Consider the following 14,860-nt stretch of genomic DNA (forward strand, 5'->3'; position numbering starts at 1 on the left):
TCGGGTGTCGGGGCTGCGTGGTAGACCTAGCCCTGATGCCCACCACCCCACCGGCCGCCGTGAGTCGTCCCTGGCAGGCCTTCGCGGTCTGCCTGACGGCGGGCTTCATGACCCTGCTCGACGTCTCCATCGTGAACGTCGCGCTGCCCTCGATCGAGGGCGCCCTGTCCGCGAGCCCCTCCCACCTGCAGTGGATCGTGGCCGGGTACACGCTCGCGTTCGGCCTGGTGCTGGTGCCCGCCGGCCGGCTCGGGGACATGTTCGGGCGGCGGGTGATGTTCCTGATCGGGCTGACCCTGTTCGTGCTGACCAGCGCGCTGTGCGGGCTGGTGGTGTCCGCGCCGATGCTGGCCGTGGGCCGGCTGCTACAGGGCGCCGCCGCTGGCCTGCTGAACCCGCAGGTGATCGCGATGATCCAGGAGCTGTTCCGCGGCCCCGACCGCGGCCGCGCGTTCGGCTGGTTCGGTGCCACCGTGGGTTTCTCGACCGCCGTCGGCCCGCTGCTGGGCGGCGCGCTGATCGCCGCGTTCGGCCCGGAGCAGGGGTGGCGGGCGGTCTTCCTGGTGAACGTCCCGGTGGGCCTGGTCGCGCTCGTGCTCGCCTGGCGGCTGCTGCCGCGGGTGCGGCCGGCCCGCGACGGCGGGGCGAAGGTGAGCCTGGACGCGCCCGGGCTGGTGCTGCTCGGGATCGCCGTGGTGAGCTTCCTGTTCCCGTTCGTGCAGGTCTCCGAGGGCTCGATCACCGACGCGCCCTGGTGGCTGCTGGTCGTGGCCGCACTCGCCCTCGTGACGTTCCGGTGGTGGGAGCGTCGGCTCGAGGCGCGCGGCGGCCAACCGGTGATCACCACGGATCTGCTGCACACGCCGTCGTACATCCGCGGCGCGACGCTCGGGATGGCCTACTTCGGCGGGTTCACCGGAATCTTCCTGGTGTCCACGCTCTACCTGCAGAACGGGTTGGGGCTCGAGGCCTGGCAGGCCGGGCTGGTGCTCACCCCGTTCGCACTCGCCGGATCACTCTCGGCCTGGCTCGGTGGCCGGTGGGTGAACCGGTACGGGCGGCGGCTCGTCGTCGTCGGGATCATCCTAATGCTGATCGGGGTGGCGGCCACCGACGTGCTCGTGAGCCTGTTCGACGGCGCATCGATCGTCTGGTGGATCGCGGCGGTCCTGATCATCTCCGGCTTCGGTAACGGCATCGTCATCTCGCCGAACCAGGCGCTCACCCTCGCCGACGTGCCGGTGCACCATGCCGGTGTCGCCGCGGGTGCCCTGCAGACCGGGCAGCGAGTCGGCACCTCGGTGGGCGTGGCCGCCACCGCCGCCGTGTTCTTCTCCACCCTCGCCGCGTCGGGCGATTACGACCACGCCATGTCCCTGAGCCTGCGGGTGGTGCTCGTCATCGTGGCCGTCGCCCTGGTGATCGCCGTCGTGGACGAGCGGCGCCGGCTGGCCTGATCGGACCTAGGCCGATCGCTCCCGGGCGCGAGGGGAACGAGCGGGCTCAAGACCACGTTCGGGTTCGCTGATCTCGGCCCAGACCACATCGAGGGAGAGCCCGAGGACGTCGGCGATCGCCGCGATGGTCGGGAACGCCGGGGTCGCGACGCGGCCCGACTCGATCTTCCGCAGCGTCTCGGGTGAGACGCGCGCGGCGAGCGCGACCTCGAGCATCGAGCGCTCTCCCCTAGCTCGCCGCAACAGCGCACCGAGGCGACGGCCGCGCGCGACCTCTGCGGGGGTGAGCGGCAACCGGACCATGGCCCCAATAGTAGTACCGGGATAATATGGCCGGGATAGTTATTGGAAGCACTCGGAAGGCACCACATGATCGAGATCCTCAAGCCCACCGAGCTGGCCCAGGCGCGACGCACCGGCGGCCTCGTCGCCGACATCCTGCAGGAGCTGAAGAACCGCAGCCTGGTCGGCACGAACCTCCTCGACCTCGACCGGTGGACCGAGGCGATGATCGCCGAGGCCGGGGCGCAGTCCTGTTACGTCGACTACGCGCCGTCGTTCGGACGCGGCCCGTTCGGCCACTACATCTGCACGGCCGTCAACGACGCCGTGCTGCACGGGATGCCGCACGACTACACCCTCGCCGACGGCGACCTGCTCACCCTCGACCTCGCCGTCTCCCACGGAGGTATCGCCGCGGACGCCGCCATCAGCTTCATCGTGGGCGACGCCCGCCCGACGGATCGCGCCGAGAGTGTCGCGATGATCGAAGCAACCGAGCGCGCACTGACGGCGGGGATCGCGGCCGCCGGGCCGCAGGCACGCCTGGGCGACGTCTCCCATGCCATCGGCGAGGTCCTGACCGCGGCCGGGTACTCCATCAACACCGAGTTCGGGGGCCATGGCATCGGATCGACGATGCACCAGGACCCGCACATCGTGAACACCGGGCGACCGGGACGTGGCTACCGGCTGCGCCCCGGACTGCTGCTGGCGCTGGAGCCGTGGGTCATGGCCGACACCGATGAACTCGTCACCGACGCCGACGGGTGGACGCTCCGGAGCGCGACCGGTTGCCGGACCGCGCACAGCGAGCACACGATCGCCATCACCGACGACGGGGCCGAGATCCTCACCCTGCCGCGGGCCGCCGTTCGATGAGCCGTGTGCGGGCCGCGAGGAGGCTGCCCGGACGTCGATGAGTTCCGGCACCCACCCGGGTCTGACCGGACATCCATCGGTCGCGAACTCTGGAGGCACCGTGAAACTCCTGCTCACGTCAGGCGGCGTCACGAACCCGAGCATCCACTCCACACTCGAGCACCTTCTCGGCAAGCCGGTCGCCGAGTCACACGCCCTCTGCATCCCGACGGCGCAGTGGGGTCACCCGATGTGCGGTCCGAGATCGGTGCGGGGCCTCATCGCAGCCGAACCCGATTTCCAGTACTTCACCGGCCTCGGCTGGGCGTCGCTCGGCGTCCTCGAGCTCACCGCGCTGCCCACCATCGGCGCCGACCGGTGGGTCCCCTGGGTCCGGGAGGCCGACGTGCTGCTAGTCGACGGCGGCGACGCGACCTTCCTGAGCCACTGGATGCGGGAGTCCGGGCTGGCCGAGCTGCTGCCCTCCCTGCCCGACACGGTCTGGGTGGGCGTGAGCGCCGGAAGCATGGTGATGACGCCCCGGATCGGGGAGTACTTCGTCGAATGGCCGTCCGCACCGGACGACCGCACCCTCGGCGTCGTCGACTTCTCGATCTTCCCGCACCTGAACGCGTTCCCACAGAACACCCTGGCCGACGCACAGCGGTGGGCCGCCGACATCGACGGCCCGGCCTACGCCATCGACGAACAGACGGCCATCAAGGTCGTCGACGGCGACGTCGAGGTGGTCTCCGAAGGGCAATGGACGGCGTTCGGGTCATGACGACCGGGCCAGGATCATGTCGCCGAACCGGAGCCGTTGCGCCGGTTGGCGTTGAAGCGCGCCTTCTTCTGACGATTCCCGCACGTGTTCATGTCACACCATCTGCGGGTGCGACTCTGGCTGGTATCGAAGAAGGCCGCCTGGCAGGTCGGTGAGGCGCACAGGGCCAGTCTTCCGGCTCGCTCGCCCGCGATGATGCTGATCGCGTCGGCGGCGATCACGCCGAGAGCATCGTCCACGCGGGAGGCCGAGCCGAGCCGCCAACGCCGCTCACCGTCGGACGTCAGGACGGCTGCGGCCCGACCCTGAGCACTGCGCTCGTTGATGACCCGGACAGCAGCTGCGGGGAGCGCGTCCTGGGTCGCGGCCGCTGTCGCGGCGGTGTGGATCGCCTCCCGCAGTTCCCGAGCGAGGGCGAGCTGGACAGCGGTGCAGGAGTCCACGGCGAGACCGCTGACCGCCAGCCAGTCCATGAGTCGGCGTGGGGTGGGAATGCGCTCCACAGCGGTGCCACGCCGCTCCGTCAGCGTCGCCGTGAAACTGGTCGCGAGCTCGGTGCCGAGGCGGAAGTCAGGGAACTCGGCGGGCATGGAACCACCTTAGCCGGTTGCGGACGGGCCAGAGAGTTGGTAGAACCGTCTAAGCCGGTTCGCAATCGATAGTTGCCGGTGCCACGACAGCCAGGAGGTCCCATGCCCCGTCCAAGCAACGGCGTGCATGCGTTCGAAGCCCACGCAACCGACGCCGATCTCGACGATCTGCGCGCGCGACTGGCTGCGGCGCGGTTACCGGAGGCCGAGACGGTCCACCGTGCCGCGCCAGACCCGCACCGCTGGGACCAGGGCGTTCCTCTCGCCGACCTCGTCGAGGTCGTGGACTACTGGCGCACGGGGTACGACTGGCGCTCGTTCGAGGAGCGCCTCAACCGGACCGGCCAGTTCCGCACGAGCATCGACGGTCTGGCAATCCACTTCCTGCACCGCCGGTCCGCGCGCGCCGACGCGACACCGCTGATCCTGACGCACGGCTGGCCGGGCAGCATCGCCGAGTTCATCGATGTCGTTGACGAGCTCGCAGATCCGGAGGATGCGGACGCGCCGGCGTTCCACGTCGTGGTTCCGTCGCTACCGGGCTTCGGCTACAGCGACAAGCCGGCCAGCACCGGGTGGGGCACCGAGAAGATCGCCGCCGCCTGGGTGGAGCTGATGGGACGGCTCGGCTACCGCACGTTCCTGGCCCACGGCGGCGACTGGGGAGGCAACATCACCACGGTCCTCGGAGGCAGGTTCCCGGCGCACGTTCTCGGCATCCACACGACGTTCGCGCAGGGACCGCCCGGGCTGACAACGGACGGCCTGACCGCCCTCGAGCGCACCTGGACCGAGGAGACCCGCGACTTCTGGCACCACCGCGCGGCGTACGCGAAGCAGCAGGCCACCCGACCGCAGACGATCGGCTACTCGCTCGTCGACTCACCGGTCGGGCTCCTTGCCTGGATCCTCGACAAGTTCGCCGAGTGGTCGGACACCTCGGACAGCCCGTTCGAGACGATCTCGAGGGACCGCGTCCTTGACGACGTCACCCTCTACTGGCTGACCCGGTCCGGCGCATCGTCGGCTCGCATCTACTACGAGAGCCACAACTCGCTCGACCCCGACCTCCGGGTCGACGTCCCGGCCGCGATCACCATGTACCCCCGCGACATCGAGAAGTATCCACGCGCCTGGGCCCAGGAACGCTACCGACGGATCGTCCGATGGAGGTCGCCCGCACGCGGGGGACACTTCCCGTCGCTGGAGGTACCCGGCTACTTCGTCAAGGACCTGCAGGAGGGTCTCGCGGCAGTGCTGGCTGCCGGTCGCTGAGCTATCCGGAGAACGCCAGGGCCGTAACCAGTCGCTCGACGAGCTGGCGGCTCGCGTCGATGCCGGCGAGTTCGTAGGCGATCAGGGCGGCGCCACCCAAGGGATCCATGACCGAGGCAACGAGACGGGTCGGCACCCCTCGGGCGGCGCTCAGGGCGTCGCCGAGACGGCTGACGAACGCCGGATCGCCGGCCAGCGAGCCGGAGACGGCCACCGGCACCGGCCGTGTCCCGATCGACGGCGCCAGCACGGCAACGCCGTCGGCGGTCTTCGACGCGAGCGAGCGCAGCGCGGCGTCGGCCAGCGCAGACTCATCCGCGGCCGCGGTGACAGTGGGTGCGAGGTCGCCGTAGCGGCGCTTGCGGACATTCCGGTCGACGTTGCCGAGTTCCAGGACGATCCGGCGCAGGTCCGACAGGTCGGCGGCTCGCCAGTACTCCAGGACCTGACGCACGAGCGGGTCGGCCGCGAGCGGGTCGGCCGCGAGCGGGTCGGTCTCGCTGAGCAGGCGGTGCATCACGTCGAAGACCAGGTGCCGAGCGCCACCTGCGTAGTGCTCGAACTGTCCACTCTCGAGCTCGGTGCCATCCTCGGTGATCGCCAGGATCATCGATCCCGTCCCGGCGACGACGACGATCCCCGGTCCCCCGACCAGTGCGCCACGATGCGCGACGACGGCGTCGTTGACGATGGTCCGCGGGCACCCGAGACCAGGCACTGCGTAGTACTCCTGCGCCCAGTCGTTGCGGCCGTCGCCCTGGTTGGACCCGACACGGCTGAAGCCGGAGGTCCCCGCGGCGAGGGCGAGCGCGAGGGCGGGGTCCAGGCCCGCTGATCGTAGGGCCGTGGTCAGCGCGCGGGACACGTTCTCGGCGGCATCATCGTTGTGCAGCGGGCTTCCGCCCGGTCCGACGGCGGCCGAGAGGACCGCACCGTCCAGGTTCAGGCAGGCCACTCGCGTGTGAGTGCCTCCGGAGTCCACGGCGATGACGAACGGTTCCGCCGCCGCGGGCCTCATGTCAGCGCAGCGGCGGCGTGCGCGATCATCTCCGGGTCGGCGATCGAGTAGACGGCCGCGCCCCCGCCGGGTCCGGCGGCACCCGCGTCGTCGCGGTGGACCCGGGCGGACAGGTGCACCGCGTCCACGCCCGCCTCGAGCAGCAGCGGGATGTGCTCGGGATCCACGCTCCCGCCGGCCATCACCTCGATCCGACCGGCCGCCGTCTGCGTGAGGGCCGCCAGCACGTCGAGACCGTCCACGGCCCGCGTCGCGCCACCGGAGGTGAGCACCCGGCGCACGCCAAGGTCGGCAAGTTCGGCCAGCGCCCGGCGGGCGTCGGCGACCACGTCCAGCGCCCGATGGAACGTGACCTCGCGCCCCTCGGCAGCGCGCACCAGTGACTTGACCGCATGACGGTCGATCCCCCGGTCGGGGGTGAGCGCCCCGATCACGACGCCGGCGACGCCCGCGTCCACGAGGTGCTCCAGATCGCGGACCATGACCTCCACCTCGGTGGCGGTGAACACGAACCCACCGGGGCGCGGACGAACCAGCACGTGCAGGTCGATGCCGACGGCGGCCACCGCGTCCACCAGGCCGAGGCTCGGTGTCAGCCCGCCGAGCTCGAGCGCACTGCACAGCTCCACCCGGTCCGCCCCACCGTCGCGTGCGGCGCGGGCGCCCTGCACCCCCGTGATCGCGATCTCCAGGGCTGCGGCCCGGACGCGAGTCGCCACCGGGATCAGATCACCCCGAGCGCGATGACCGCGTCGGCCACCTTCGTGAACCCGGCGATGTTCGCGCCGACCACGTAGTTGCCGGGCTGCCCGTACTCCTCGGCCGTGGTCGCACAGTTGTGGTGGATCGTGGCCATGATCTCGGCGAGCCGCTCCTCGGTGTGCTCGAACGACCACGCGTCCCGGCTCGCGTTCTGCTGCATCTCCAGCGCGGAGGTGGCCACGCCGCCGGCGTTCGCCGCCTTGCCGGGCGCGAACAGCACGTCCGCTTCCTGCAGGAGCTGCACGGCCTTGGGGGTGGTCGGCATGTTGGCGCCCTCGGCGACCACCTTGACACCGTTCTTGACCAGCGTGACCGCGTGGTCCTCGTGCAGCTCGTTCTGGGTGGCGCACGGCAGTGCCACCTCGGCCGGTAGGTCCCAGATGGACCCCTCGGACACGAGGGTGGCGCCCGGGCGGCGGGCGACGTACTCGCTGACGCGGCCGCGCTCGACCTCCTTGATCTGACGCAGCAGGCCGACGTCCACACCGGCCTCGTCCACGACGTACCCGGAGGAGTCGGAGAATGCGACCACGTGCGCGCCGAACTGCTGCGCCTTGTCGATCGCGTAGGTGGCCACGTTCCCGGAGCCGGAGACCACGGTGCGCTTGCCGTCGAAGCTCTCGCCCCGGGTCTTCATCATCTCGTTCGCGAACAGCACCGTGCCGAAGCCGGTGGCCTCGGTGCGCACCAGCGAGCCACCCCAGGTCAGGCCCTTGCCGGTGAGCACCCCGGACTCGTACCGGTTCGTGATCCGCTTGTACTGGCCGAACAGGTAGCCGATCTCGCGCCCGCCCACGCCGATGTCACCGGCCGGCACGTCGGTGTACTCACCGATGTGCCGGTACAGCTCGGTCATGAAGGACTGGCAGAACCGCATCACCTCGCCGTCGCTGCGGCCGCGCGGGTCGAAGTCCGACCCACCCTTGCCGCCGCCGATCGGCATGCCGGTGAGGGCGTTCTTGAAGACCTGCTCGAAGCCGAGGAACTTCACGATCCCGAGGTAGACGGACGGGTGGAACCGCAGGCCGCCCTTGTACGGGCCGAGCGCGGAGTTGTACTCCACCCGGAAGCCGCGGTTGATCCGGATCGTGCCCTCGTCGTCCACCCACGGCACCCGGAAGATGATCTGACGCTCCGGCTCGCAGATCCGCTGCAGCACGGCCTCATCGGCGTAGTGCGGGTTCTTCTTCAGCACCGGGCCCAGGGAGTCGAACACCTCGCGCACGGCCTGGTGGAACTCGACCTCGCCGGGGTTGCGGCGTAGCACGAGGTCGAAGACGGCATTCAGATCGGGTTCCACAAAGGCTCCTTGGTTCTTCGCGTGCGCGCCGCAGGCGGTCCTGATCGCCGCGCTCGGGGGTGGGCCGGCTCAGGCCTGGTTAACTCAGCCGTCACGCGCCCGGTACAGGATAGAAACATCGGGCCCCACACGCGAACAGCGTCCGCCGGATGGACGACCGATCACCAGTGCCAGCCGCGCGAGCTCAGCTCCAGCTCGCGGCGCTCGCGCTCCTCCTCCGGCACCGGGGTGGTGAGCGCCTGCCCCGGGAACGGCAGCCCGGCCAGGGCACACGCCTGCGCCAGCATCGCGTCATAGGCCGCGAGCGCGGCCCGCAGATGGTGCGCCTGGGCGTACATCCCGGGTGTCGACTCGACGAGTTGCACCTCCGCGGCGAGCTCCGCCAGCCGGATCTGCACCTCGAGCACCACGAGAGGGTCGACGGCGGGTGCTCGCTTGCCCCGGTCCGGCCAGATCGCCCGGGTCGGGTTGGCGGCCTCGGCCCGCCTGCGGCGCTCCCGGGCCCGGCGCCGGGCCGTGAGGAACCCCCACGGCCACACCGCCACGGTGAGGGCCACGGCCCACAGCAGGAGCATCCAATAGATCACCGGCTCGCCACCTCGTCGAGTCCCTCCATTGTCCGTTCTCGCGCGCGCCTGCGCCAGTGGCGGCAACGGTTGGGACGGCCGGCGAAGCGCCGGACCAAGCGACCGGTGCGGTCCAACCCCTGGGACTGCCACGAACAACCCTTGACATCCCCTCGGATGGTTCGTTGAATCACTATATGAACTCAGCGTCGAGTATGCAGATCGTCAATGGCTCTTCTGATGGAATGAGCCGCAGGAACGCCGTGCGGCTCCTCCTGACCGCGGCGGTTCTGCCTCCGGTCATCGGCGCCCTTGCCGATCCCACCCAGGCAGCCTCCCGCGGGCCACGCCCCCGCGACACGACGGCGCCGCCGCCCGCAGACGCGCTGCGGCGGGTGGACAAGCCGAACCTGACCGTCACCCCGATCACCACGCTCACCGGTCCGCGGCACCGCGTCACGTTCTCGGACGCCGTCTGGGACGGCGGCCGCACCGTGGTCCGGGACCTGGAGGTCGCCGTCGGCGGTGAATGGGTGCCCGTGACCACCGAGGCGGGCCGGTTCGACGAGCAGTGGGTCGTCTTCACCGGCGCCACCGAGGGCGACTCCCTCTACATCTACGACGCCCTCGAGACGCACTGGGTGGCGTTCGACTCCTGCACCCAGGTCGGCGAGCGCACGGTCGAGCTGCACGCGGCCGCCGAGGGAGTGTTCGACCTCGTGCTGCGCTGGTCCCTCGACGGCGACAACCCCGAGCTCCAGTACACGCTCGAGGCGCTGCGCGACGATGATTTCCTGGTCGGCTACCAGAGTTTCGACGTCACCGACCTGGCCGGGGTGGACGAGGTGCTCTGCGGAGCCCTGCAGCACGCCCGAGTGGTTCAGAACGACTACGCACCCAAGTCCGCGTGGGAGATGTTCGCCCCGATGACCCTGACCCAGCGCACGCTCGGCGCACAGGTCGCCACGCTCGGGGTCTACATCCCTGCCGAGGTCCTCGCGTTCGAGCACGAGCGCGCGCTCGGCGCGGACCGGCAGCCGTTCGGCCTGAGCCTGCGCAACGACTCCCTGGACGTGGTGCCCTCCGCCTACGCCCCGCAGGTTGGCCGCCGGACCCCGATGGCGGCCGGCGAGAAGCGCGGCTACGCCCTCGGGGTGTGTGCGCTGCCCACCGCGCTCTTCGACGCCTACACCGACCTCGCCCGCGGCGAGTACGCCTACGCCAGCTACCGGCAGAACGTCTACGACACCTCGCTCACGGACGCCATCCACAACATGGTCGACCTGCTCAGCAACGGCCCCGACGCCGACGACTCGGTGGACTTCGTGCCCTCCTACTCGGGCTGGTGGAGCCGGGCGAAGGGCTTCATCGACGTCGAGAACGACGACGCGGTGCGCACCGCCGTCGCCGGGGTGCTGCTCTCGGCGCACTACCTGACCACGCCCGTCGGGGCCGAGGCGGGCACCGACCTCTACACCCGCCGCGGCCGGGACATGATCGAGTACCACCTGTCCCGGACCGGCACCGGGTTCACACCGATCAAGGGCAGCGACGTCTATGACGACGTGAACCTGTACCGCCTCGGCGGCATCCCGTTCGACGCGGTCACCCTCAACTCCATCGACCAGCTCACCCGCCGCCAGAACGGTGGCGTGCACGCCCGCGGCCTCGAGCTCGCGCTGGCGAACAAGCAGGGCGGGCACCGGAGCCCGTTCGCCGTCGCGCTCGCGGCTCACGAGCTCACCGGGGACCCGTCCTGGCTGCGCCAGGCGCGCCTGATCGCCGATGCCTACGTGCGCGACGACATCGAGACGCCGTACACGACGAACAACGGCGAGTCCTCCTTCGGCTACGGCTACAGCCGGTACTGGTCCGACCTGGTGCTGCTCTACGAGCTCACCGGCGAGGACGTCTTCCTCACCGGAGCCCACCGGGAAGCACAGCGGTTCGTCACCCAGACCCAGATGCGACCGGTCCCGGGCGGTTCGGTCACGGTTGGCGAGGGGCCGACGGTCCTGCAGCAGTACGACTGGGACCCGTCCGCACTGCCCGACTACCCCGCCACGGAGGTGAGTCCCGAGGAGGTGCCGGCGTGGACCGTGTCCACGAACGGTCTGACCTTCGAGCAGCTCTCCACCCTCAAGGTCGGCGACTCCACCACCCCCAACCCCGGCGGCGGGTTCGTCCTGAACCCGTGCTGGGCCGGCTCGCTGCTGCGCCTCGCCCACTACACCGGGGACGAGCTGCTCGGCGACATCGCCGAGAACCTGGTGGTCGGCCGGTTCGGGAACTACCCGGGCTACTACAGCCGCCAGCACCAGGCCGTGCCGATGCGGCCGGACTTCCCGCTCACGGGTCCGGTCGGCGTGTCCGGGGTGTACTTCCACCACGCGCCCGGCCAGCTCGCGCTCGCCCTCGACTACCTGTTCAGCGAGCATTTCGTCCGCTCGAACGGTGCGGTCGACTACCCCCGAGCCTTCGAGGCGAACTTCGTCTACTTCAAGTTCAGCACCTACGGTCACCGCCCGGGCACGTTCTACGGCGAGGACGGCGTCTGGCCGTACTTCCCGAAGGGGCTGGTCGAGGTCGACAACCCGCTCGTGAACTGGCTCGCCGGCGTCGGGAACGACTCCCTCTACCTGAGCCTGACCAACTCCTCCGCGCAGACCCAGACGGTGCGCATCGACGCCGCGAACGCCCTGACCGGGCTCGGCCCGAGCGGCGGGCGCCGCAACGCCGTCGAGCTCGTCACGCCCGACGGCGCCCGCAGGTCGCGTACGGCCGTCGCCGGGCAGGTGGTCGTCCAGGTGCCCCCGAAGGGGATCGCCTCCGTCGTGATCCGGGACGTGACCATCGCCGCGCCGTGGCAGCTCGAGCCCGGCGGCGTGGACCGGGGTCTGGCCTCGCACCACGGCGAGGACACCGACCCGGACTCGGACTTCGGGCTCACCCGGGGCACACTCCTGGTGCGGCCGGACTCCGCGGGCTACGACGCCTATGTCTACATCGACACCGAGGAGGCCGCGACGCTCCGGTACCGGATCGGCGACGGCCCGAGTCAGGACACCCCACCGAAGACCTACCCGAACGAGTGGACCATCGGCGTCGACGACCTCGCGGCCACCTTCAGTTACCAGGTCGTCACCGCGAGCGTGACCACGGACGAGGTGACGCTGCACCTGCCGGCGGCCGTCGCCGGGATCGCGACGGGCGCCGTCGGCGGTGAGATCGGTGGGCCGACGAGCGCGACGGCGAGCGACGCCGTCGACCTCGTCGTGACCGTCCGCAACGGCACCGACGCGGCACTGACCGGCCTCGTGGTGACCCCCACCGTCCCGGACGGGTGGACGCTGACGCCCGTCGACGCACCCACCGAGGTGCCGGCCGGCGGGACCGCGAGCACCACCTACACCGTGACCGTGCCCGCCGGGGCGACGCTCGGCGCGTACCCGCTCACGGCCGTCGCCGCCTGGACAGGTGGCACCGCGGACCTGGAGCCGGCGCAGCTGACCGTGCGGGACGCACGCGCCGTCCTTTCCCTGCGGGTCGACCCGCAGGTGCTGGACGCACCCGGGGACACCGTCCGGTTCACTGCCACGATCGCGAACGCCGGTGCCGCGCCGGCGACCGGGCCGCTCGTCCTCGCCGGCCAGACGGGCTGGCAGATCACCGACCGTCAGCTCGACGTGACGGTGGCACCCGGCGAGGTCCGCACCCACACCTGGGACGTGGTCTCACCGACGGCGGCCACGTTCGGCTCCTCCTACCAGTTCCGGGTCCGCTGGGACACCGTGCACACCGCGATCGCCCAAGCCCGGATCCGGGACGCCGGCATCGTGATCCACAACGAGTTGCTGGCGCCCGCCTACACCGAGACCGGCGAGTGGCTGCGAAGCTCGCTGACCGGCTGGAACGGGATCAGGTCCCGGTACAGCGCGCCCGAGGCAGTCGGCGGCACCGCCACCTGGACGCCGAACCTCCCCGAGGCCGGCACCTACGAGGTGGCCGTCTGGTACCCGAGCAACGCCGAGACCACCGACTCGGCCGCCTACGTGGTCACCCACGCCGGCGGCACCGACGAACTCGTGATCAGCCAGCGGTCGGCACCGAACAACTGGCGCACGCTCGGCACGTACGAGTTCGCGGCCGGCACCGCCGGAAACGTCACCCTGGAGGTCCGCAACGCCGCGTTCCACCGCACCAGCGCGGTACGGTTCCTGCCGATCGAGCTGTGATGGTCACCGACACGACATCATGGCTCCATGGACGCCTCCGCACCGAACTGGCACGACACGATCACCGAGGTCTGGGCGGATGCCGAGGGCCGGGACCCAAACGAGGTCCTCGCGGAGATCGAGAAGCTCGTGGCAGGGCACGAACGCGACCCGCTGGCCGCGTTCGAGGTCGCCGGCGCCTATGACTACGCGGGCCACGAGGCCCGCGCCGAGGCGCCCTATCGGCGGGCGCTCTCGGGCGGGCTCGACCCGGCCCGCCACCAGCAGGCGACCATCCAGCTCGCGTCGACGCTGCGGAACCTCGGCCGGGCGACCGAGGCCGCGGACCTGCTCCGGGCCGAACTCGGTGCCACGCTCGTGGCGCCCTACGCGGCGGCCGCCCGCGCCTTCCTGGCCCTCACCCTGCTGGACCTGGGGGAGGATCGGCGCGCCGCCGTCGTCGCACTCGAAGGGCTCCGGGACAGCCTGACCACCTACGCCGGCCCGGTGGGCCGCTACCTCGCGGACGTCACCGACGCCGACGACGAACCGACCCGCGTGCCCACCGGCTGACCCCAGGCCCGCGACAGGAGTCCGAAGGAGCGGAGCCGGTCGGCGGGATCGTGCGTGGCGGTGGTGACCAGGACCTCGTCCGCGCCGGTGACCCGCACGAGGGACTCGAGCCGCTCCAGCACGGTGGCGGGGGACCCGACGAACCGCGCGTCGATCCGGTCCCGGACGAGGGCCTGCTCGGCCGGGTCCCGGTCGACCCACGCAGTGGTCGTGCCCGGCCGCGGGAAGGCGACCGCGCCGCCGGCGGTCCGGCGCACGGACAGCACCCAGTCCACGAACGGCTCCGCGAGCTCGCGGGCGTCGGCGTCGGTGTCCGCGACGAGCGCGTCGACCGAGACCAGCACGTAGGGCTCGGACAGCGAACCGGGGCGGAACGCGTCCCGGTAGGCGCTCACCGTCTCCAGGATGCTGGACGGGCTCACGTGGTAGTTCGCCGCGAGCGGCAGCCCCAGCTCGCCGGCCACCCGGGCGCTCTCCCCGCCGCTGGAGGCGAGCACCCACACCTCGAAGTCCGCGCCGGCGGCCGGCGGGCTGACCGTCGCACTCTCGCCGGGCCCGACCGGCGGGCCGACGTGGTCCCCGGCGCGCAGTCCGAGCACCAGGTCCACCTCGGCCCGGAAGCTCTCCGGGGCGCGGCTCCGCCCGATCAGCGCGACCCGACGGGCGAGCCGCTTGCGGAACCCCTCGTCATCGGTGCCCCCGGCCGGGGTGGCCGGCACGTGCAGTCCGTCGACGTCGCGGGCCTGCGTGTGGGTCGACCGGCGCCGCCACGCGGGAACCGCAGCGGGCTCCCCCTCCGGCGCTGCGCCGTCGGGCGTCTCGTTCTTCGGGGGCGGCACGAACGCCCTCCCGAGGCCAAGGTCGGTGCGCCCGGGGTGCAGCGCCGCGATCGTGCCGAACTGCTCCACGGCCTGGAGCGGGCTGGTCGCACTCAGCGCGATCGCCCCGGAGCCGACCCGGATCCGGCTGGTCCGCTCTGCGGCGAGCGCGGCGAGCACGGCCGGTGCCGCGGACGCGACGCCCGCGGCCAGGTGGTGCTCGGCGAACCAGATCCGCCGGTAGCCGAGGTCCTCGGCGGCCGCGGCCAGGTCGAGGACGTCCCGGATCGCCTGGGCGCCGGTGCCGCCCTCGGGCACGATCGCGAGATCCAGGATGGACAACGGCACGCGCGGTGCGCTCAC

13 protein-coding genes are annotated in these 14,860 nt (G+C 71.3%); 6 read left to right on the forward strand and 7 right to left on the reverse strand.

Annotated elements, in window-relative coordinates:
* The first annotated feature begins 35 nt into the window (after positions 1-35).
* Positions 36-1,457 carry an MFS transporter gene (locus GKS42_RS23030; RefSeq protein ID WP_154795944.1) on the forward strand — a complete coding sequence of 474 codons (1,422 nt, stop codon included), beginning with the start codon at positions 36-38 and terminating at the stop codon, positions 1,455-1,457.
* Between the two features lie 6 nt (positions 1,458-1,463).
* On the opposite strand, the gene GKS42_RS23035 is transcribed toward GKS42_RS23030, so the two are convergent.
* Entirely contained in the window at positions 1,464-1,760 is a 297-nt protein-coding gene (locus GKS42_RS23035; RefSeq protein WP_154795945.1) for a helix-turn-helix transcriptional regulator, read from the reverse strand.
* Positions 1,761-1,826: 66 nt separating this feature from the next.
* Between GKS42_RS23035 and map the strand changes: the two genes are divergently transcribed.
* Positions 1,827-2,618 carry a type I methionyl aminopeptidase gene (gene map / locus GKS42_RS23040; RefSeq protein ID WP_154795946.1) on the forward strand — a complete coding sequence of 264 codons (792 nt, stop codon included), beginning with the start codon at positions 1,827-1,829 and terminating at the stop codon, positions 2,616-2,618.
* A 100-nt stretch (positions 2,619-2,718) separates the two neighbouring features.
* Positions 2,719-3,381, forward strand: a complete 663-nt coding sequence (locus GKS42_RS23045; RefSeq protein WP_154795947.1) for a Type 1 glutamine amidotransferase-like domain-containing protein — start codon at positions 2,719-2,721, stop codon at positions 3,379-3,381.
* A gap of 14 nt (positions 3,382-3,395) precedes the next feature.
* On the opposite strand, the gene GKS42_RS23050 is transcribed toward GKS42_RS23045, so the two are convergent.
* Positions 3,396-3,971 (reverse strand): CGNR zinc finger domain-containing protein, encoded by a 576-nt coding sequence (locus GKS42_RS23050; RefSeq protein ID WP_154795948.1) that lies wholly within the window; start codon positions 3,969-3,971, stop codon positions 3,396-3,398.
* 102 nt (positions 3,972-4,073) lie between these two features.
* Here GKS42_RS23050 and GKS42_RS23055 point away from each other — a divergent pair, with 102 nt between their 5' ends.
* Positions 4,074-5,246 (forward strand): epoxide hydrolase family protein, encoded by a 1,173-nt coding sequence (locus GKS42_RS23055; RefSeq protein ID WP_154795949.1) that lies wholly within the window; start codon positions 4,074-4,076, stop codon positions 5,244-5,246.
* A 1-nt stretch (position 5,247) separates the two neighbouring features.
* On the opposite strand, the gene GKS42_RS23060 is transcribed toward GKS42_RS23055, so the two are convergent.
* The 4 genes from GKS42_RS23060 to GKS42_RS23075 form a co-directional block, all read right to left on the reverse strand.
* Positions 5,248-6,264 (reverse strand): BadF/BadG/BcrA/BcrD ATPase family protein, encoded by a 1,017-nt coding sequence (locus GKS42_RS23060; protein ID WP_154795950.1) that lies wholly within the window; start codon positions 6,262-6,264, stop codon positions 5,248-5,250.
* A complete protein-coding gene (locus tag GKS42_RS23065; RefSeq protein ID WP_154795951.1) occupies positions 6,261-6,983 on the reverse strand; it encodes a copper homeostasis protein CutC in 723 nt (240 codons plus the stop codon). Before GKS42_RS23065 ends, GKS42_RS23060 begins: the two co-directional genes overlap by 4 nt.
* 5 nt (positions 6,984-6,988) lie before the next feature.
* Positions 6,989-8,326: an NADP-specific glutamate dehydrogenase gene (gene gdhA / locus GKS42_RS23070; RefSeq protein WP_154795952.1), complete on the reverse strand. Its 1,338-nt coding sequence runs from the start codon at positions 8,324-8,326 to the stop codon at positions 6,989-6,991.
* 161 nt (positions 8,327-8,487) lie between these two features.
* The gene (locus tag GKS42_RS23075; RefSeq protein ID WP_232847814.1) at positions 8,488-8,913 is read right to left on the reverse strand and encodes a hypothetical protein; all 426 of its coding nucleotides are present in this window, start codon (positions 8,911-8,913) and stop codon (positions 8,488-8,490) included.
* A 224-nt stretch (positions 8,914-9,137) separates the two neighbouring features.
* On the opposite strand from GKS42_RS23075, the gene GKS42_RS23080 reads away from it, so the two are divergent.
* On the forward strand, positions 9,138-13,127 hold the full coding sequence (locus GKS42_RS23080; protein ID WP_154795953.1) for a golvesin C-terminal-like domain-containing protein: 3,990 nt from the start codon (positions 9,138-9,140) through the stop codon (positions 13,125-13,127).
* A gap of 27 nt (positions 13,128-13,154) precedes the next feature.
* A complete protein-coding gene (locus GKS42_RS23085; RefSeq protein WP_154795954.1) occupies positions 13,155-13,679 on the forward strand; it encodes a tetratricopeptide repeat protein in 525 nt (174 codons plus the stop codon).
* Here the strand turns inward: GKS42_RS23085 and GKS42_RS23090 are convergent.
* Positions 13,622-14,860, reverse strand: a complete 1,239-nt coding sequence (locus GKS42_RS23090; RefSeq protein ID WP_210769247.1) for an LLM class flavin-dependent oxidoreductase — start codon at positions 14,858-14,860, stop codon at positions 13,622-13,624. The genes GKS42_RS23085 and GKS42_RS23090 overlap by 58 nt on opposite strands.

The organism is Occultella kanbiaonis (assembly GCF_009708215.1).
Classification (GTDB): Bacteria; Actinomycetota; Actinomycetes; order Actinomycetales; family Beutenbergiaceae; genus Occultella; species Occultella kanbiaonis.